The 19,146-nt window shown below is 74.1% G+C and carries 20 protein-coding genes and 1 riboswitch; of the genes, 13 read left to right on the top strand and 7 right to left on the bottom strand.

What is annotated here, in order from left to right; all coding sequences use genetic code 11:
* Positions 1-3 precede the first annotated feature (3 nt).
* Positions 4-531 carry a gamma carbonic anhydrase family protein gene (locus AC0665_RS19890; RefSeq protein WP_478509274.1) on the bottom strand — a complete coding sequence of 176 codons (528 nt, stop codon included), beginning with the start codon at positions 529-531 and terminating at the stop codon, positions 4-6.
* A 111-nt stretch (positions 532-642) separates the two neighbouring features.
* On the opposite strand from AC0665_RS19890, the gene AC0665_RS19885 reads away from it, so the two are divergent.
* On the top strand, positions 643-1,440 hold the full coding sequence (locus AC0665_RS19885) for an acyltransferase (RefSeq protein WP_478705460.1): 798 nt from the start codon (positions 643-645) through the stop codon (positions 1,438-1,440).
* Positions 1,441-1,491: 51 nt separating this feature from the next.
* On the opposite strand, the gene AC0665_RS19880 is transcribed toward AC0665_RS19885, so the two are convergent.
* Positions 1,492-2,349 carry an EamA family transporter gene (locus tag AC0665_RS19880; RefSeq protein ID WP_468405012.1) on the bottom strand — a complete coding sequence of 286 codons (858 nt, stop codon included), beginning with the start codon at positions 2,347-2,349 and terminating at the stop codon, positions 1,492-1,494.
* Positions 2,350-2,446: 97 nt separating this feature from the next.
* On the opposite strand from AC0665_RS19880, the gene AC0665_RS19875 reads away from it, so the two are divergent.
* A complete protein-coding gene (locus tag AC0665_RS19875) occupies positions 2,447-3,019 on the top strand; it encodes an XRE family transcriptional regulator (protein WP_104781916.1) in 573 nt (190 codons plus the stop codon).
* A gap of 84 nt (positions 3,020-3,103) precedes the next feature.
* On the opposite strand, the gene AC0665_RS19870 is transcribed toward AC0665_RS19875, so the two are convergent.
* Positions 3,104-4,168: a cation diffusion facilitator family transporter gene (locus AC0665_RS19870; protein WP_478509272.1), complete on the bottom strand. Its 1,065-nt coding sequence runs from the start codon at positions 4,166-4,168 to the stop codon at positions 3,104-3,106.
* Between the two features lie 62 nt (positions 4,169-4,230).
* Between AC0665_RS19870 and AC0665_RS19865 the strand changes: the two genes are divergently transcribed.
* Positions 4,231-4,590: an ArsR/SmtB family transcription factor gene (locus tag AC0665_RS19865; RefSeq protein WP_478608030.1), complete on the top strand. Its 360-nt coding sequence runs from the start codon at positions 4,231-4,233 to the stop codon at positions 4,588-4,590.
* 39 nt (positions 4,591-4,629) lie between these two features.
* On the opposite strand, the gene AC0665_RS19860 is transcribed toward AC0665_RS19865, so the two are convergent.
* The 3 genes from AC0665_RS19860 to AC0665_RS19850 form a co-directional block, all read right to left on the bottom strand.
* Positions 4,630-5,853, bottom strand: a complete 1,224-nt coding sequence (locus AC0665_RS19860; protein ID WP_478608032.1) for a 4-hydroxybenzoate 3-monooxygenase — start codon at positions 5,851-5,853, stop codon at positions 4,630-4,632.
* 22 nt (positions 5,854-5,875) lie between these two features.
* Positions 5,876-7,480, bottom strand: coding sequence for an APC family permease (locus AC0665_RS19855; protein ID WP_478608035.1), 1,605 nt, complete (start codon positions 7,478-7,480; stop codon positions 5,876-5,878).
* A gap of 133 nt (positions 7,481-7,613) precedes the next feature.
* Positions 7,614-8,042, bottom strand: a complete 429-nt coding sequence (locus tag AC0665_RS19850) for a CoA-binding protein (RefSeq protein ID WP_468405024.1) — start codon at positions 8,040-8,042, stop codon at positions 7,614-7,616.
* A gap of 98 nt (positions 8,043-8,140) precedes the next feature.
* Positions 8,141-8,301, top strand: a riboswitch (cobalamin riboswitch).
* An 83-nt stretch (positions 8,302-8,384) separates the two neighbouring features.
* On the opposite strand from AC0665_RS19850, the gene AC0665_RS19845 reads away from it, so the two are divergent.
* The 8 genes from AC0665_RS19845 (at position 8,385) to AC0665_RS19810 (ending at position 17,521) form a co-directional block, all read left to right on the top strand.
* Positions 8,385-9,401, top strand: a complete 1,017-nt coding sequence (locus AC0665_RS19845) for an ABC transporter substrate-binding protein (RefSeq protein ID WP_468405026.1) — start codon at positions 8,385-8,387, stop codon at positions 9,399-9,401.
* Between the two features lie 11 nt (positions 9,402-9,412).
* Positions 9,413-10,450, top strand: coding sequence for a FecCD family ABC transporter permease (locus AC0665_RS19840; RefSeq protein WP_478705500.1), 1,038 nt, complete (start codon positions 9,413-9,415; stop codon positions 10,448-10,450).
* Complete coding sequence (locus AC0665_RS19835; protein WP_468405028.1) at positions 10,447-11,277, top strand: ABC transporter ATP-binding protein; 831 nt, start codon at positions 10,447-10,449, stop codon at positions 11,275-11,277. Before AC0665_RS19840 ends, AC0665_RS19835 begins: the two co-directional genes overlap by 4 nt.
* 69 nt (positions 11,278-11,346) lie before the next feature.
* Positions 11,347-12,063, top strand: a complete 717-nt coding sequence (locus AC0665_RS19830) for a hypothetical protein (RefSeq protein ID WP_468405030.1) — start codon at positions 11,347-11,349, stop codon at positions 12,061-12,063.
* Positions 12,060-12,602 (top strand): SixA phosphatase family protein, encoded by a 543-nt coding sequence (locus AC0665_RS19825; RefSeq protein ID WP_478608047.1) that lies wholly within the window; start codon positions 12,060-12,062, stop codon positions 12,600-12,602. The genes AC0665_RS19830 and AC0665_RS19825 overlap by 4 nt, the downstream gene beginning before the upstream one ends.
* A 27-nt stretch (positions 12,603-12,629) precedes the next feature.
* Positions 12,630-13,256, top strand: coding sequence for a YigZ family protein (locus AC0665_RS19820; protein ID WP_478509266.1), 627 nt, complete (start codon positions 12,630-12,632; stop codon positions 13,254-13,256).
* A gap of 108 nt (positions 13,257-13,364) precedes the next feature.
* Positions 13,365-14,528, top strand: coding sequence for an exonuclease SbcCD subunit D (locus tag AC0665_RS19815; protein WP_478705459.1), 1,164 nt, complete (start codon positions 13,365-13,367; stop codon positions 14,526-14,528).
* Entirely contained in the window at positions 14,525-17,521 is a 2,997-nt protein-coding gene (locus tag AC0665_RS19810; RefSeq protein WP_478705458.1) for an AAA family ATPase, read from the top strand. The genes AC0665_RS19815 and AC0665_RS19810 overlap by 4 nt, the downstream gene beginning before the upstream one ends.
* 1 nt (position 17,522) lies before the next feature.
* Here AC0665_RS19810 and AC0665_RS19805 read toward each other — a convergent pair whose 3' ends face one another.
* Positions 17,523-17,969 (bottom strand): Lrp/AsnC family transcriptional regulator, encoded by a 447-nt coding sequence (locus AC0665_RS19805; protein ID WP_468405040.1) that lies wholly within the window; start codon positions 17,967-17,969, stop codon positions 17,523-17,525.
* A 94-nt stretch (positions 17,970-18,063) separates the two neighbouring features.
* Here AC0665_RS19805 and AC0665_RS19800 point away from each other — a divergent pair, with 94 nt between their 5' ends.
* Both AC0665_RS19800 and AC0665_RS19795 read left to right on the top strand, forming a co-directional pair.
* Positions 18,064-18,534, top strand: coding sequence for a rhodanese-like domain-containing protein (locus AC0665_RS19800; RefSeq protein ID WP_478705457.1), 471 nt, complete (start codon positions 18,064-18,066; stop codon positions 18,532-18,534).
* 45 nt (positions 18,535-18,579) lie between these two features.
* A complete protein-coding gene (locus tag AC0665_RS19795) occupies positions 18,580-19,098 on the top strand; it encodes an immunity 21 family protein (protein WP_468405044.1) in 519 nt (172 codons plus the stop codon).
* The last annotated feature ends 48 nt before the right edge of the window (positions 19,099-19,146 follow it).

Genomic DNA, 19,146 nt, shown 5'->3' with positions numbered 1-19,146 from the left:
CCGTCACGCGTGAACGTCGCGGTGCGCCTTCGCCAGCTCGGCGTACATCGTGCCGTTGAGGGTGACCCCCTGCCGCTCCTCCTCCGACAGCTCCCGCCGGACCTTCGCGGGCACTCCCGCCACCAGCGACCCGGGTGGCACGACCATGCCCTGCGGGACCAGGGCCTGTGCGGCGACGAGTGATCCGGCCCCGACGACGGCGCCGTTCAGCACCGTCGCCCCCATGCCGATCAGACAGTCGTCCTCGACGGTCGCCCCGTGCACCACCGCGTTGTGCCCGATGCTCACCCGCTCACCGATCCGCACGGGGAAGCCCGGATCGGCGTGGAGGGTGCAGTTGTCCTGCACGTTGCTGCTGGCTCCCACCGAGATCGCCTCGACGTCGCCGCGCACCACGGCTCCGTACCAGACGCTCGCCCCCGCCCCCAGGGTCACGCCCCCGATCACCGAAGCCGTGGGCGCCACGAACGCCGTCCCGTCGATCTCCGGCTCCCTGCCGCCGATGCCCGTGATCATCGCCTGCCGACCCATGTCCGCCTCCCAAGCCTCGTGGACAACGCGCACACCGTACGCCACCCGGTGGGGCGAAGATCACAGGCATCCCACGCCGCCCGGTGAGCGCCCGCTGAGTACGGTGAGCGGGTGCCGAAGCGCAAGAACACGTTCTCATCCCGGCGGCGGGGCCTCACGCAGCGCGCCGTCCACGCGGGCTGGGCCTGGCTGCAGCGGACGGCCTCCGTCACCGCCGAGCACCCCGGCCGGTACCGGTTCGGCGCGATAGGAACAGGTACCAGGCTCGCCTTCCCGCTCGGCACGGTCTTCGGCGAACCGTGGATCCACCTCGGCTCCCACTGCATCATCGGCGAGCAGGTCACCCTCACCGCCGGCCTCATGCCCGACCTCGACCTCGGCCCGGACCCGATCCTGCGCGTCGGCGACGGCGTCGTACTGGGCCGCGGCAGTCATGTCATCGCCGACACCACGGTCACGATCGGCAGCGACTGCTACTTCGGCCCCTACGTCTACGTCACGTCCACGAACCACTCCTACGACGACCCGCACCAGCCGATCGGCAAGCAGTGGCCGCGGATGGAACCGGTGGAGATCGGGCCCGGCTGCTGGATCGGCACGGGGGCGGTGATCCTGCCCGGCGCCCGGATCGGGCGGAACGTGGTGGTGGCCGCGGGCGCGGTCGTCCGGGGCACGGTCCCCGACCACGCCGTCGTCGCGGGCGCCCCGGCCCGCGTCGTACGACGCTGGACCCCGGCCGACGGCTGGCAGCCCCCGCTGCGCACCCCGGCGCCGGTCCCGATACCGGAAGGCGTCACGCCCGAGCAGCTGAGCGCGCTGTCGGGCCTGGACGAGGAGACGGCGGCCCGGCTCGCCGAGCTGGACGAGGAGGCCGCGGCGGGACTCGCGGAGCTGGAGCCGGGTTCCTGAACCCCCGGTCCCGACACCGGCGGCGCGCCGGGGACGACGACCCGGACGGGATCAGCCCGACGCCAGCAGCACCGTGCCGACCAGGGCCAGGCCCGCTCCCGCTGCCTGTATCGCCTGGAGACGTTCGCGCAGGACACCGCGTGCGGCCACGGCCGTCACCACCGGGTACAGGGAGGCCAGCACGGCGGCGACCGTCACCGGGCCGTGCTGCGCGGCGATGGAGTACGTGCCGTTCGCGGCGACGTCCGCGAGGCCGACGAAGGCGAGGGCGGGCAGGGACCGCCAGGGGAAGCCGCCCGCCGGGAACGCGGGCGACCCGCGGCGCACCGAGACGTACAGCGCCAGTCCACCCGCGGCGACGTTCGTCACCCGCTGCACGAACAGGGCGAGGAACAGTCCTGTGAGGGTCGACGACGCCTCGGCGATCAGGGCCATCACCGCGCCGAAGCCGAACGCCGCGAGCAGGGTCAGGGCGATGGCCTGGCGCTGCACCGGGGCCCCGCGGAACTGCGGGCCACCGGCCAGGCACACCCCGGCGACGGCGACCAGGATGCCGAGGAACTGCAGCAGGCCGGGGCGTTCGCCCAGCACGAGGCCCACCCCGACCGGTACGGCCACGCCGATCGACCCCAGCGGGGAGACCACGCCCATCGGGCCCAGCGCGAGTGCCTTGTAGAAGGCGAGCATCGCCACGGGCCCGACCAGCCCGGCCGCGACGGCGCACCACAGCTGCGGTCCCGCCTCGCTCCAGCCGCCGGTCGCCACCACGACCACGCCCAGCACGGCCACCGCGATCGACTGCGAGAGCACGACCACCGTGAGCGCGGGCGTGCGCCGGGTCAGCAGGCCGCCGCCGAAGTCGGCCAGCCCCCACAGCAGGCTGGTGGCCAGGGCGAAGAGCGCTGTCATGGGGCGGATACCTCGCAGTACAGTTCAGTGAACGATCAGGTCAACCACACCATAGTGCAGCGCGTTGCACTGTGTCATACAGAATATTGGACGGAACGTGTCGGACCTCGACCTGCTGACCCAGTCCCTGGCGCGGAGCGTCAAGCACTGGCGCGCCGTGCGCGGCTTCACCCTGGACGTGCTCGCCGCCCGGGCGGGTGTCAGCCGCGGCATGCTCATCCAGATCGAGCAGGCCCGCACCAACCCCAGCCTCGGCACCGTCGTCAAGATCGGCGACGCCCTCGGAGTCAGCATCACCACCCTGCTCGACTACGAGCAGGGTCCGAACGTCCGCATCGTCCCGGCCGAACAGGCCGTACGGCTGTGGCACACCGACGCCGGCAGCTACAACCGGCTCCTCGCGGGCACCGAGGCGCCCGGCCCGCTGGAGATGTGGGACTGGCGGCTCATGCCCGGCGAGAGCAGCCCCTCCGACCCCCACCCCGCCGGCACGACCGAACTGCTGCACGTCACGGCGGGCGAACTGACCCTCACCGTCGACGGCGTCGAGCACCGCGTGCCCGCCGGCGCCAGCGTCCACTTCGAGGCCAACGTCCCGCACACCTACGGCAACACCGGTGACGCGCCCATGGAGATGGTCATGGCCGTCTCGGTGCCGCCCGTGACCTGAGACGCCCGGCCCCGCCCGCCTCGGCGGACGCACCGCCCGGGTCGCCGACGCCGTACCCCACGGAGGGCTGCGGGGTCCGCCGGCCTACGCCGCGCTGTGGTGGGCCAGCGGCAGATGCGGATCGCTCTCGCCCGGCGCCGGCTCCGGGTCCGCGTGGACCAGGGCCGCGGTCAGCCGCGGTACCGCGTGCAGCAGCGCGTGCTCGGCGTCCACGGCGACGCGGTGCGCCTCGCGCACCGTCGCGTCGCCGTCCACCACCACCGCCACCTCGGCGCGCAGCCGGTGACCGATCCAGCGCAGCCGCAGCTCACCCACCCCGCGCACCCCGGGCACCTCGGCCAGAGCCCGCTCGGCCCGCTCCACCAGGGCCGGGTCGACGGCGTCCATCACCCGGCGGAACACCTCCCGCGCCGCGTCCCGCAGCACCAGGGCGATCGCCGCCGTGATGGCCAGCCCGACGATCGGGTCCGCGAGTTGCCATCCCAGAGCCGAGCCCCCGGCGCCCAGCAGCACGGCCAGTGAGGTGAAACCGTCGGTGCGGGCATGCAGTCCGTCGGCGACGAGCGCGGCCGAGCCGATCGAGCGGCCGACACGGATGCGGTAGCGGGCCACCCACTCGTTACCGGCGAAGCCGACGAGAGCGGCCACGGCGACCGCCGGCACGTGCTGGACCGGGCGCGGATCCAGCAGCCGGTCCACGGCGGTCCAGCCGGCGAACACCGCGGACGCGGCGATCGTCAGCACGATCACCAGGCCGGCCAGATCCTCGGCCCGCCCGTAGCCGTAGGTGAAGCGGCGGGTGGCCGCGCGCCGGCCCACCACGAAGGCGATCCCCAGCGGAACGGCCGTCAGCGCGTCCGCGGTGTTGTGCACCGTGTCCCCGAGCAGCGCGACCGACCCGGAGACGGCCACCACGACCGCCTGGGCCAGCGCCGTCACGCCGAGAACGGCGAGCGAGACCCACAGCGCCCGCATCCCGCGCGCCGAGGACTCCAGCGCGGGGTCGACCTTGTCGGCCGTCTCGTGGGAGTGCGGGGTCAGCAGGTGGCTCATCCGGTGGCGAAGCCCCTGCCGGGGGCCGTGGTCGTTGCCGTGGCCGTGGTCATGGTCGTGGTCGTGCGGGTGGGAGTGCTCGTGCCGGTCGCTCACGTGGGTCCCCTTCCGGTGCGCTGGGAATGGACGTACCCGGGCCGTGGCGCCATTATGTGCGTATGAGCGCACGCATGCACCTGTCATCTGCACATGATGCGCATCCGCGCAGCCCCGGCGAGGAGCAGTTCGCGCTCGCCGCCGAACTGCTGGCCCTGCTGGGGGACCGGACCAGGCTCGCGCTGCTGCACGCGCTGGCCGGGGGAGAGGCCGACGTCACCACCCTCACTAAGGCGTGCGGGGCGGCCAGACCGGCCGTCAGCCAGCACCTGGCACGGCTGCGCCTCGCGGGCCTGGTGAACACACGCAAGGAGGGCCGCCGGGTGGTCTACTCCCTGCGCGACGGCCACTTGCGCCGGCTCGTGGACGAGGCGCTGAACGTGGCCGACCACCGCCTCAGCGACCGGCCCCCGCACGACTGATGCCGGTACCGCGCCGCACGACTGAGCCGCACGGCCGGGTCAGTACCGCGGCGCGGTCCCCAGGTACTGCTCTGCGAAGGCGGCGGCCGCCGCGGGCGAGGTGAACAGGCGACGCAGCCGGGCGAGCGTGGTGCCCGCGCGGAACGGGTCGCCCGTCGCCGCGCCGTGGTACACCTCCGACAGCCACTGCGAGAACTCCTGGTAGTCCCACACGCGTCGCAGGCACGCCTGCGCGTAACCGTCGAGCCCGCTGCCGTCACCGGTGGTCAGCCGGGCGGCCAGCGCGTCGCCGAGCAGGAAGGCGTCGTGCAGGGCGAGGTTCATGCCCTTGGCCGCGATGGGGGCGACCAGATGGGCCGCGTCACCGGCGAGGAAGAGCCGGCCGTGCACCATCGGCTCGACCACGTAGTCGTGCATGTCCAGCACGCGCTTGTCGATCAGCCGACCCTCGGCCGGCGGTGGCACCCCGGCCGCCCCGAGCCGCTCCCGGAGTTCGGCCCACACACGCTCGTGCGGCCAGTTCTCCGGGTCGTCACCCGGCGGGCACTGGAGGTAGTAGCGGGTCACCTCCGGGCTGCGGGGCATCTGCCCGGCGAACCCGCGGGCATGGCAGCCGAACAGCACGCAGTCGGCGGACGGCGGCGCCTCGGCGAGCAGGGCGAGCCAGCCGATGCCGTAGTCGTGCCGCGCGATCCGCACCCGCTCCGGCGGCAGCGAGGCACGGGTCACCCCGCGTGCCCCGTCGCAGCCGGCGACGAAGTCGCAGTGCGCGACCTGGCCCTCGCCCGTCTCGGGGCAGGTGTACGACACCCACGGCCGGTCGGTGTCGAGGTCGTGGACGCGCACGTCCCGGACCCCGAAGCGGATCGCGCCGCCCCGGACGTCGGCGTACTCCCGCACCAGGTCCGTCACCAGCAACGGCTGCGGATAGACGAAGTGGTGACTGCCCGTCAGCTCCCCGTAGGGGAACCGGTAGCGCTCGCCGCCGAAGCGGAACTCGCACGCGGTGTGCAGCTCGGCGCGGTCCAGGAGGTTGCGGGCGAGGCCGCGCTTTTCCAGGCCGCGTACGGCCCACTCCTCGATGACCCCGGCCCGGGGCCGCCGTTCGATGAACTCCCGGGTCTCCGTCTCCAGCACCAGACAGTCCACGGACGCGGCCCGCAGGATGTTCCCGACGGTCAGACCCGCCGGACCGGCGCCCACGACAACGACTGGGAAACGTTGCGGGGCGCCGGAGTTCACGGACGGAAGGGGGTGGGTCATGCGCACATTATGGAGGCCGGTCTCAGTGCACCGGCACCTCCGTGACGGCCACCTCCTCGATGCTCCGCTCTATCTCCGCGGGCAGGGAGGCCGAGGCCCGGGCCCAGTAGTAGATCGCCAGCGAGAACACGGCCACGACCAGCATGTCCCACCACAGCGTGAGGTGCCCCTGGCCGCCGAAACCGCCCTGCCAGGAGATGACGCCCAAGCCCAGCAGGTAGACGGGCAGCCACTGGGCGGCCTTCCAGTCCAGGCGGGGCGCGTCCGGCAGGCCCTTGCGGGTGGCGTACCAGGCGTAGCCGCCGAGCAGGACGTAGCCGAGGACGATGGCCACGCCGAGCCGCCACAGCGTGTCCCAGGTGGACCAGTAGATGATGAGGTTGGCCACCACGAACGACAGGGGTGACACCACCGCGCCGCCGGGCAGGCGGTAGGGGCGTTCCCGGTGCGGCAGCCGGTCGGCGAAGACGCCGTAGGCCAGCGGGGCGCCCGCGTACATCAGCACGCTCGCCGAGGTGATGAAGCCGACCAGCTGCTGCCAGCTCGGGAACGGCAGGAAACAGACCACGCCCGTCACGAACGACACGATCAGCCCGAACCACGGCACGCCGCGCGCGTCGGTGCGGGCGAAGAGCTTCGGCGCGTAGCCGTTGCGGGCCAGGCCGTAGGAGACGCGGGACGTGGCCGTCGTGTAGATCAGGCCGGTGCCGCCGGGGGAGACCACCGCGTCCAGGTACAACACCACGCTCAGCCAGCCGAGTCCCACCAGGGTCGCGAGCCCCGCCCACGGACCGCTGATGCCGGGGTAGTCGAGCTTGGTCCAGCCGTGCGCGAAGGAGCTCAGCGGCAGGGCGGCGATGAAGACGACCTGGAGCAGGACGTAGATGCCCGCGCCGATGGCGACCGAGCCGATCGTGGCGCGGGGCAGGTCACGTCGCGGGTCACGGCTCTCGCCCGCCAGCTGGATCGCCTGCTCGAAGCCCAGCAGGGCGAAGATGATGCCGCTGGAACTGACGGCGCTCAGCACGCCATGGGCGCCGAACGGGGCGAAGCCGTGCTCGGTGAAGTTGCCCGGGTGGAAGTTGCCGGCCGCGATGATGAAGATCGCCGCCAGCGGCACCGCCACCTTCCACCAGGTGGCGGCGCTGTTGGTGTGCGCCAGGACGCGCACGCCGAGGAAGTTGACGACGACGAACACGGCCATCAGCACGACGGCGACGACGAAACCGCTCGTCGTGAGGGTGCCGTCCTTCGCGTGCTGGAGCCCCTGCGCCCAGTGCCAGTGCCCGGCGTAGCCGATCATGGCCTCGACCTCGATCGGTGCCACGGTCGCCGCCTGGAGCCAGGAGAACCAGCCGAACGACATCCCGGCCAGCCCGCCGAACGCGTAGTGCGGATAACGGGCCGTGCCGCCCGCGACCGGGAACATGCCGCCCAGCTCGGCGTGCACCAGGGCCAGCAGCACGATCGCCACCGCGCCGATGAGCCAGGACAGGATGGCCGCGGGGCCGGCCGCCACGACGGCCTTCTCGGCGCCGTACAACCAGCCCGAGCCGATGATGGAACCGACCGAGGCCCACATGAGCCCGATCAGCCCGACGTCCCGGCGCAGGCCGTCTCTTTCCATGAATACAAGGCCTCTCGGAGATGAACTCGGGGAGTTCGGCGAGCAAGAGGCCTCAGGTTAGGAACCGGCCGGACGGCCGCAGAAGACGCGTTGTGCAGCCTTGACCGGGTGCGGGTGTTTCGTGGGAAACGCTTCAGGATTCCTGTACACGGCCATGAGACAGCCGTGGGATCTCGATCGCCGGGCAGCGGTCCATCACCATCTCCACACCCGCCGCACGCGTCCGGTCGTACGCCGTCTCGTCGATGACGCCGAGCTGGAACCAGACGCCCTTCGCCCCCTTGGCGACCGCCTCGTCCGCGACGGCACCGGCGAGGTCGCTGTTCACGAACACGTCGACGACGTCCACGTCGAAGGGGATGTCCGCCAGGCTCGCGTACCCCTGCTCCCCGTGCACCGTCTCGGCCTTCGGATGCACCGGCACCACGCGCTTGCCGAAGCGCCGGAGCGTCGCGGCGACGCCGTACGCCGCCCGCTGACGGTTCGACGACAGGCCCACCACGGCCCAGGTGTCGCCGAGCTCGGTGAGGATCCTGCGGACCGTTGCCTCGTCGCCGTACACCGGCGGCCTCCTCGGAACGTCGTGGACGAACTGCTGTCAGGGCAACGGCTCCGGGCGGGCGATGATTCCCCGGCGGGCCCGCGTGATAGCTTGCCGAGGCCAGTCGAACCCATGTACGTGGGTCAGGGAATCCGGTGCGAATCCGGAACTGACGCGCAGCGGTGAGGGGGACGGGCGGGGCCTCGGCCACTGGACTCCCTCGCGGACGTCCGGGAAGGCGCCCCGCTCCGGAGGAACCCGAGTCCGAAGACCTGCTGGCGGCCCCCGCGGCCGTGTGCGGCGGGGGAGCACCGTACGACCGGGCTCCGCGAATGGGCCCTCGACGCCTGAGGACTGGTTCCCGTGCCCCTCGCCCGACCCGCCCGTGCCGCCGTCCTGCTGACGGCCGGCTCCCTGCTCCTGAGCGGCTGCGGTGCCTCAGGGCCCACGACGGCGAAGGCCGCCGTCACGCTCTTCGACTGCGGCCACGAGGTCCGCGTCACGGCCGCCCCGCGGCACGCCGTGTCCCTCAACCAGGGCACCACCGAGATCCTGCTCTCGCTCGGTCTGGCCGACCGCCTCGCGGGCACCGCCACCTGGACCGACCCTGTGATGAAGGGGCTGGAGAAGGCCGAGGCGAAGGTGCCCCGCCTCGCCGAGAACAACCCGTCCTTCGAACGCGTCCTGGCCGCGGACCCCGACTTCGTCGCCGCCTCCTTCGTCTCCACTCTCGGCAAGGGCGGCGTCGCCACCCGCGAGCAGTTCGAGAAGCTCGGCGTCCCCACCTACGTCTCCCCGTCCGACTGCGTCGGCAAGGACAACTCGGGCGGCGGCGACGGCGCACGCGACACGGCCCTGGACATCGACACCGTCTACGGCGAGGTCCGGGACCTCGCGACCGTGTTCGGGGTCAAGGGACGCGGCGACGCACTCGTCGCCTCCCTCCAGCGGCGCATGAAGAAGGCCACGGCCGGCATCGACGCCTCCGGCGTCACCCTCCTGTACTGGTTCGCCAACTCCGAGTCGCCCTACATGGCCGGCTGCTGCGGAGCGCCCGGCATCATCACCCGCGCCCTCGGCGCCAAGAACGCCTTCGGCGACACCCACGAGGAATGGCCGCAGGTCAACTGGGAGACGGTCGCCGACCGCGACCCCGACGTCCTCGTCATCGGCGACCTGACCCGCAGGTCGCAGACCGCCGAGTCGGCCGCCAGGAAGATCGCCTTCCTGGAGTCCAATCCGGTCACCAGGAACATGGACGCCGTCCGGCACAAGCGGTACGTGCTGCTCAGCGGGCAGGCCATGAACCCCACCATCCGCACCGTCGAGGGCGTGGAGCGGGTGGCCGCGGGGCTGCGCCGGTTCGGGCTGGTGAAGTGACCACCCGCGGTGTGCCGGGTGCCGGGGCGCGGCCCCGGCGCGGGGCCGGTCTCGCGCCGGCGGCCGCCGGGGCGGTCGCGCTCGTGGCCTCCCTCGCCGTGGCCGTCACCATCGGTCCCGCCGACATCCGGGTCGCCGACGTGTGGTCCGTGGTCGCCGCCCATCTCGGTCTCGGCAGCTCGCGGCTGACGCCGATCCGGGACGGGATCGTCTGGCAACTGCGGCTGCCGCGCACCCTGCTCGCGGCCGTGTGCGGGGCCGGACTGGCCGTGTGCGGTGCGGTGATGCAGTCGCTGCTGCGCAACCCGCTGGCCGACCCCTTCGTGCTCGGGGTGTCCTCCGGCGCCTCCACCGGAGCGGTCCTGGTCGTCGTGCTCGGCGTGGGCGGCGGTGCCCTCCCGGTCCCGGCGGGCGCGTTTCTCGGCGCCCTGGTGTCGTTCGCCCTGGTGCTGCTGCTCAGTCACACCCTCGGCGGCACCACCGACCGGGTCGTCCTCGCGGGCGTCGCCGCCATGCAGCTCTTCTCGGCGCTCACGTCCTTCGTCGTGTTGACCGCCGCCGACGCCGAGACGACCCGCGGCGTGCTGTTCTGGCTCCTCGGCTCGCTCGGCGGCGCCGGCTGGACCGACGTGTGGCTGTGCCTGGCCGTGCTGGCCGTGGCGCTGGTGGTGTGCCTGGCGTACGCCCGTACCCTCGACGCCTTCGCCTTCGGGCAGGACGCGGCGGCCGCGCTCGGGGTGTCCGTCGCCCGCACCCGTCTGGTGCTGCTGTGCGTCACCGCCCTGCTCACGGCGGCGCTGGTCAGCTCGGCCGGGGCGATCGGCTTCGTCGGGCTGGTCCTGCCGCACGCCGCCCGCGCCCTGACCAAGCCCGGGCACGCCCGGCTCCTGCCGGTCACCGGCCTCGCCGGGGCGGTGTTCCTGGTGTGGGTCGACACCCTGGCCCGCACCGTCCTGGACCCGCAGGAGATCCCGGTGGGGGTCGTGACGTCGCTGATCGGGGTGCCGGCCTTCGTGGCGGTGCTGTACCGGACACGGAGGTCCGGATGAGCGGCACCACGGCGTCACCGGACGCGGGCCTGCGGGCCGACCGGGTCGGCCGCCGCACCGACGGGCGTCTCATCCTGGACGGCGTGGTCCTCGCGCCGGAGACCGGCTCCACCGTCGGTGTCCTCGGCCCCAACGGCTCCGGCAAGTCCACGCTGCTGCGCCTGCTGGCCGGGCTGCTCGCCCCGACCTGCGGAGTCGTCACGCTCGACGGCACACCGCTCGGTGAGCTGCCCCGCCGCACGGTCGCCCGGCGCCTCGCCGTGGTCGAGCAGCAGTCCGACACGCAGGTCGAGTTCACGGTCGAGGACGTCGTACGGCTGGGCCGGATCCCGCACCGCCGAGCCTGGGCACCGGCCTCGGCGGACGACGAGCGGGCGGTGCGCGCCGCCCTGGAGCGCACGGGCCTCGCCGACTGCTCCGGCCGGTCCTGGCACACCCTCTCGGGCGGCGAACGCCAGCGGGTGCAGATCGCCCGGGCGCTCGCCCAGGAACCCCGTGAGCTCCTCCTCGACGAGCCCACCAATCACCTCGACATCCACCACCAGCTCGATCTGCTCACCCTCGTCACCGGCCTGCCGGTCACCACCGTCGTCGCCCTGCACGACCTCAACCTGGCGGCGATGTACTGCGACCGGGTCGTGGTGCTGCACGAGGGCCGGGTCGTGGCCGGGGGCACTCCGGGAGACGTCCTCACCGCGGAACTCATCGCCGACGTGTACGGCGTGCGCGCCGCCGTCAGCCGCGAGGGGTCCGAGGGGCGGCCGCACGTGCGGTTCCTGGGCACCCTGTCCCGTGACGAGCGGCCCGACCCGCCCCGGGCGCGGTGATCCCGCCACGGCGGCCGGGAAACCCCGAACCTGCCCGCGTGCGACGGCCTTCCCGCCTACGCTCACCTCGTGCTGCGCATCATCGACGCCCGGACCGGCCAGCCGGTCGACGCCGCCCCGGCCCGCCGGGGCCTGACCCGTGTCGAGGTGCACGCGCCCGGTTCCGACACCACGAACCTGCGGGTGCTGCTCGTCGGGGACCTGCTCGTCCGGACCCTGGAACTGGGCGGCACGCCGGTGTGGGCCCTGCTGACCGGCGGCCACCGCCAGGCCGAACTGCGCGCGCGGGCCGCGACCCTGAACATCCGCCCCTTCGAGGACAGCCCCGCCGTCGGCGCGAGCCTGGGCGAGTCCCAGGCCGTCCACGTCGCCGCCCAGGGCGGGGCGGCGCCCGACGGGGCGCTGATCGCCGTCGCGCCGGTGCAGACGGACCCGCCCGAACACGGCGACCCCGCCGCCCTGCGCCTCGCCCTGCTCACCCGGCACCACAGCGCCCCCGTCCGGCCGGCGGCGGCCGACGTCGACGGCGCCCGCGCCACCCTCGCCCGCTGGCGCACCGCGGTCGCCCACTGGGCGCGGCAGCCCTCCCGGCCGATCCCCGACGACGTGCGCGGGAGACTGCGCGACGCCTGGGAGGACGACCTGGACCTGCCCCGGGTGCTGGAGGTGCTGCGCCAGGTCGAGACCCGGCCGGACCTGGCCGACGGCGCCCGCTTCGAGACCTACGCCTACGCCGACCGCCTCCTCGGCCTCGACCTCACCCGCGACCTGGGAGCACCGTCATGATCGAACGAGCCGGAGCGGGCCCGCTGCGCCGCCTCGTCGTGCTCCGGCACGCCAAGTCCGCCTGGCCCCTGGACGTCGCCGACCACGAACGCCCCCTCGCCCCGCGCGGACGACGGGACGCCCCCGCGGCCGGGCGGGCCCTGGCCGACGCCGACCTCCTGCCGGACCTCGCACTGTGCTCCACCGCCCTGCGCGCCCGCAGCACCTGGGACCTGGCCGCCGCCCAGTGGGGCACACCCCCGCCGGTCCGGTACGACCGCCGGCTCTACGCCGCCGGCCCGTCGGGCCTGCTGGCCGTCGTGCACGAGGCGCCCGCCGAGGTGGAGACACTGCTGCTGATCGGCCACAACCCGGGCCTCGAGGAACTGGTCCTGGCCCTCGCCGGCGACGGCCTCGACGACACCCTGGAGCAGGTCCGCACCAAGTTCCCCACCTCCGCGATCGCCGTCCTGTCCTGGCGCGGCACGGCCTGGCGGGCCCTCGAGGCCGGCACCGCGCTGCTCACGTCCGTGACCGTGCCCCGGGGCGCGAAGAAGTAGCCCCCGGCCCGCGCATAGGCTGGCCGGATGCAGGACGAATACCGCACGGTCGCCGCCGCCGGCGTGCACGAGACCGAGGTCAACCGCTCCCGCTTCCTGTGCGCCCTCGCCCCGGCGGCCACCGAGCGGGAGGCCCAGGACTTCATCGCCGCGGTCCGCAAGGAGCACGCCGACGCCAGCCACAACTGCTGGGCCTACGTCATCGGCGCCGACGCCTCCGTCCAGAAGGCGAGCGACGACGGCGAACCCGGCGGCACCGCAGGCGTCCCCATGCTCCAGATGCTGCTGCGCCGGGACATGCGGTACGTCGTCGCCGTCGTCACCCGCTACTACGGCGGGGTCAAACTCGGCGCGGGCGGACTCATCCGGGCCTACGGCGGAGCGGTCGGCGAGGCGCTGGACGCCCTCGGCACCCGCACCCGCCGCAGGTACCGGCTCGCCACGGTCACCGTCGACCACCAGCGGGCCGGCAGGCTCGAGAACGACCTGCGGACCACCGGGCGCGAGGTCCGGGACGTGCGCTACGCCGAAGCCGTCACGATCGAGATCGCCCTCCCGGACGCGGACGTCGCGCCCTTCCGGGCCTGGCTCGCCGACGTGACCTCCGGCACGGCCGGCTTCGAGCCGGGCGGCGAGGCGTACGGGGACGCCTGACGTTCCGGACCGAAGCGGTCATAAGGGTCGCTTCCGTGGCGGGAGATGACGGTCGATACGGGAGTAACCGCCCGTGCTGTCAGACCCGGCGGTTAGTCTCGGGGGATCATGAGACTGCTGCACACTTCCGACTGGCACCTCGGCCGGGCGTTCCACCGGGTCACCATGCTCGGGGCCCAGGCCGAGTTCATCGCCCACCTCGTCACGACCGTGCGGGAGCGGGCCGTGGACGCGGTGCTGGTGTCGGGAGACGTGTACGACCGGGCGGTGCCGCCGCTCGCCGCGGTCGAGCTGTTCGACGACGCCCTGCACCGCCTCGCCGACCTCGGCGTGCCGACGGTGATGATCTCCGGGAACCACGACTCCGCCCGCCGTCTCGGCGTCGGCGCCGGCCTGATCGGACGGGCCGGCATCCACCTGCGGACGGAGCCGTCGGCGGCGGGCACCCCGGTGGTGCTGTCAGACACCCACGGCGACGTCGTCTTCTACGGCCTGCCCTATCTCGAACCGGCTCTGGTCAAGGACGAGTTCGGCGTGGAGAAGGCCGGTCACGAAGCCGTGCTCGCCGCCGCCATGGACCGGGTCCGCGCCGACCTCGCCGACCGCGCGCCCGGCACCCGCTCCGTCGTCCTCGCGCACGCCTTCGTCACCGGCGGTGAACCCAGCGACAGCGAACGGGACATCACCGTCGGCGGCGTCGCCGCGGTGCCCGCCGGCGTGTTCGACGGCGTCGACTACGTGGCGCTCGGGCATCTGCACGGCTGCCAGACCCTCACCGACCGCGTCCGCTACTCGGGATCCCCCCTGCCCTACTCCTTCTCCGAGGCCGCCCACCGCAAGAGCATGTGGCTGGTCGACCTGGCCGCCGACGGCTCCGTCGAGGCCGAGCGCCTCGACTGCCCGGTGCCGCGCGCCCTGGCCCGCATCCGGGGCACGCTGGAGGACCTGCTCGCCGACCCGGGTCTGGCACGGCACGAGGACGCGTGGGTCGAGGCGACCCTCACCGACCCCGTCCGCCCGGCCGACCCGATGGCCCGGCTCACCGAGCGTTTCCCGCACACGCTCAGCCTCGTCTTCGACCCCGACCGCGACGAGGAGGAGTCCGAGGTGTCCTACGCCCGGCGTCTGGCCGGCCGCAGCGACCAGGAGATCGCGGAGGACTTCGTCGCCCATGTGCGCGGCGCCGGACCCGACCCGCACGAACAGGGCGTGCTGCGGGACGCGTTCGACGCCGTGCGGGCCGACGAGAGCGTGCGGGAGGTGGCCCGGTGAGGCTCCACCGGCTCACGGTCACCGCCTTCGGGCCCTTCCCGGCCACCCAGACCGTCGACTTCGACGAACTGTCGGCGGCCGGTCTCTTCCTGCTGCACGGCCCCACCGGCGCGGGCAAGACCTCCGTCCTCGACGCCGTCTGCTACGCCCTGTACGGCTCGGTGCCGGGCGCCCGACAGGGCGGCGGCCAGGGCACGGCCCTGCGCAGTGACCACGCCGCGCCCGCCACGCGCACCGAGGTCGCCCTCGAACTCACCGTCGCCGGACGCCGTCTGGAGGTCACCCGCCAGCCGCCCTGGGAGCGCCCCAAGAAACGCGGCACCGGCACGACCCTGGACAAGGCCCAGACCTGGCTGCGTGAGTACGACAGGGCGGCCGGCGCCTGGAAGGACCTGAGCCGCTCCCACCAGGAGATCGGTGAGGAGATCACCCAGCTGCTCGGCATGAGCCGTGAGCAGTTCTGCCAGGTCGTGCTGTTGCCGCAGGGCGACTTCGCCCGGTTCCTGCGCGCCGACGCCGAGGCCCGCGGCAAGCTGCTGGGCCGGCTGTTCGACACCCGCCGCTTCGCCGACGTCGAAAAGCGCCTCGCCGAACGCCGCCGCGTCACCGAGGCCCAGGTGCGGGACGGGGACGCGGAGCTGCTGGCCGACGCCCACCGCATGCAGCAGGCCGCGGGCGACGCCATGGAGCTGCCCGAACTCGCCCCCGGCGAACCGGGACTCGCCGAGGCCGTGCTGAGCGCGGCCGCCGTCGCCCGCGGCACCGCCCGCGAACAGCTCACCGTCGCCGCGTGCACCCTCACCGCCGCCGAGTCCGCCCAGGCCGCCGCCGACCGCGTCCTGGACGACGTCCGCGAACTGGACCGACTCCAGCGCCGGTTCACCCAGGCACGGGAACGGGCGGCGCGCCTGGAGCAGGGAGCCGAGGCCTACCGGGAGGCGCAGACGCTCATGGAGCGGGCCCGCAAGGCGGAAGCGGTCGCGCCCGCCCTGGAGCTGCGCGATGCCGCGGACGCCGAGCACCGCCGCGCCACCGCCGCCGAGGCGCGCGCCCGCGCCCAGCTGCCGGAGAGCTTCGCCGACGCCGGAGCGGCCGGGCTCGCCGCCGCCGCACGCCGGGCCGCCGAGGAGCTGGGCGGGCTCGACGCGGCCCGCCGCGCCGAGCGGAGGCTGGCCGAACTCCTCGACGAGCGCACCGGCCTGGACCGCCAGGAGCGCGCCGACACGGAGCTGCTCCAGGAGGCGCAGGCCTGGCTCGACGGATGGGAGGCGACCCGCACCGCGCTCCAGAGCCGGGTCGACTCCGCACAGCAGGCCGCCGCCCTCGCCGAACAGCTCGCCGTACGGCGCGAGCCCGCACAGCAGCGGCTGAAGGCCGCCCGCATGCGCGACCAGCTCGCCCAGGACACGGACCGGGCGGTCGAGCGGGTGCGCCGCGCGCGGGACGAGGCACTGCGGGCCAAGCAGCACTGGCTCGACCTCAAGGAGCAGCGCCTGAACGGCATCGCGGCCGAACTGGCCGCGCACCTCACCGACGGCGAACCCTGCGCCGTCTGCGGCGCCACCGAACACCCCGCCCCCGCCCGCAAGGTCGCCGGCCACGTCGACCGCGAGGCGGAGGAGCACGCCCTCACCGCCCACCAGCGCGCCGAGGAACAGCGCGCCGAGGACGAACGGCGGCTCGGCGTCGCCCGGGAGGCGCTCGCCGCCGCCACCGCCGAGGCCGGTGACACGCCCACCGGTGAACTCGCCCGGCAGGCGGCGGAGCTGGAGGAGCAGTACGAGCGGGCCCGTGGCGCCGCCGCCGAGCTGCACGCCGCGCAGGAGCGCCTGCGGCAGGCCGGGCAGGAACACGAACGGCGCCTCGCCGCCCGGCAGGAGGCCGCGGTACGGGCCGCCTCGCGGGTCGGTCACCGGGAGCGCCTGGACCGGGAACGGGCCGCTCTGGAGGAGGAACTGGAGCGGGCGCGGGGCTCCCTGGACAGCGTCGCGGCGCGGGCCGCGCAGCTGGAGCGGCGCACCGTGCTGCTCACCGACGCCGCCGACGCCGTCCGCGTGGCCGAGGACACCGCCCAGCGGCTCAAGGACGCCGACGCCCGGCTCGCCGACGCCGCCTTCCGCGCCGGCTTCGAGACCCCGCAGGCCGCGGCCGCCGCCCTCCTCGACAACGCCGCCCACCGCGAGCTGCAACGCCGGCTCGACGCCTGGCAGCACGAGGAGGCCGCCGTACGGGCCGTCCTCGCCGAGGCCGACACGGCCGCGGCGGCGCACGCCCCGCGGGCCGACCTGGACGCGGCGCAACGGGTGGCCGACGAGGCGGCCCGGCGGGTGCGCGACGCCGCCTCCGCCCACGACGCCGCCGGCCGGCGCTGCGCCGAACTCGACCGGCTGTCCGCTCGGGCGACCGCCTCCGTGTACCGGCTCGCGCCGCTGCGCCAGGAGTACGACCGCGTCGCCCGGATGGCCGGCCTCGCCGCCGGCACCTCCGCGGACAACGAACGCAAGATGCGCCTGGAGTCGTACGTGCTGGCGGCCCGGCTGGAGCAGGTCGCCGCCGCCGCGACGGTACGGCTGCGCCGCATGTCCTCCGGCCGCTACACCCTCGTCCACTCCGACGACCGCACCGGACGCGGCCGCAGCGGGCTCGGGCTGCACGTCGTCGACGCCTGGACCGGCCGCGAGCGGGACACGGCCACGCTGTCCGGCGGGGAGACCTTCTTCGCCTCGCTCGCCCTGGCCCTGGGCCTCGCGGACGTCGTGACCGACGAGGCGGGCGGGGTGCGGCTGGACACCCTCTTCATCGACGAGGGCTTCGGCAGTCTCGACGACCAGACCCTCGACGAGGTCCTCGACGTCCTGGACTCGCTGCGCGAACGCGACCGCAGCGTCGGCATCGTCAGCCATGTCGCCGACCTGCGGCGGCGGATCCACGCCCAGCTCGAAGTGGTCAAGGGCCGGTCCGGGTCCGTGCTGCGGCAGCGCGGCGCCGGCTGAGTCAGCGGCCCAGGGGGCGCCGGGGGAGGGGCGAGGAGTACACCACGCTCGTCGTCACCGAGCCCAGCGCCCCGATCTTCCCCGACACCTCCTCCAGGTGACGCATCGAGCGGGCCGTGACCTTGATGACGAAGCAGTCGTCCCCCGTGACGTGGTGCGCCTCCAGAATCTCGGGCGTGACGGCGACCAGGTCGTGGAAGGGCTTGTAGTTGCCGTTCGGGTACCGCAGGCGCACGAACGCCAGGATCGGCAGGCCCAGCCGCTCCGGGTCGACCACGGCCGCGTAGCCCTGGATGATCCCGGCCTCCTCCAGGCGGCGCACCCGTTCGGTGACCGCGCTGGCGGACATGGACACGGCGCGGGCCAGCTCGGCGAAACCGGCCCGGCCCTCCCGCTGGAGGATGTCGAGGATGCGCCAGTCGGTGGCGTCCGGGGAATACTCGGTCACCGCCGAGGAATAGCAGGGGAATCCCCGGCGGATCAAGCCGAGCGCCGGGGATCGTCCCTTCAGGGGCGGGAGCGCCGCCCGTAGTTTGTGTCGCATGACCACCACCGTGAACCCCGTCCTGCGCGTCGCCCCCGCCGCTCCGGCCGAGGCCGCCGCGCACTTCCGCGCCGGTCTCGCCTTCCACACCGACGTGTCCGATGTCGCGGCCGCGCTCGCCGGCGGAGGCGACCCCGGCTTCGTCCTCGTCGACTCGCGCTCCACCGAGGCCTGGGACCAGGGCCACGTCCCGGGCGCGGTCCACCTGCCGACCGCGCTCGTCGCCGAGCGGGCCGCGCGGCTCCTCGACCGGTCGGTGCCGGTCGTGACCTACTGCTGGGGCCCCGGCTGCGACGGCGCCGCCCGCGCGGCCCTCGCCCTCGCGGAACTCGGCTACCGGGTGAAGGAGATGCTCGGCGGCTTCGAGTACTGGGTGCGCGAGGGCTTCACGTTCGAGACCTGGCAGGGGCGCGAGCGCCGGGCCCCGGACCCCCTGACGGCCCCCGTCGGCGGAGACTGCGGCTGCTGAACCCACGCTCCGGCGCCGCCTGTTGACCCTGTAGGTTCTTGCGCCATGGTGCGATACGCGGAGCCGGGCGCGGTGGAATGGGTCGAGTCGGGCGGCGGGCCGCTGATAGCGGTACCGGAGACCGTTCTGCCGTTCTGGGCGGGTGCCGACGGCGAGGAGACGGCCTCGGACTACGACCGGGCCTGCGAGGTGGACGGCCAGATCGGCCTCCTCCCGGTCGGCGACTGCACCGCCCTGGTCCTGGGCGACGAGCCCGCCTCGACCGCCTATCTGCCCGAGCACGGCCTGTTCGTCCGCTGGTGCGCCGGTGACGTCGAGGACGAACTGCTGGCGAGCGTCCCGTCGGCGACCGCCGAAGCGGAGTGGGGACCGCGGACGTCCTGGAAGGTGCCCGGGCCCGTCCGCCTCTTCGACGCGGCCTGGCCCGGGACGGGCCTCGCGGACACCGACCAGGTCCGGGTGGCTCTGGAGCCCGGCACCTACACGGTCCGCACCGCACGGGTCCGACCGGGGCCGGAGACCTGGCTGGACCTCGTCCGGCTCCAGCTGGGAACGCCGCGCTGACGGACGCCTTCCAGGGGCCGCGGGGATTCGCGCGACCGGCCGCAATTC

Source organism: Streptomyces sp. NPDC043685, from assembly GCF_056436585.1.
The sequence above is the reverse complement of the archived record's forward strand: the minus strand, read 5'-3'. Positions and strand labels throughout refer to the sequence as shown.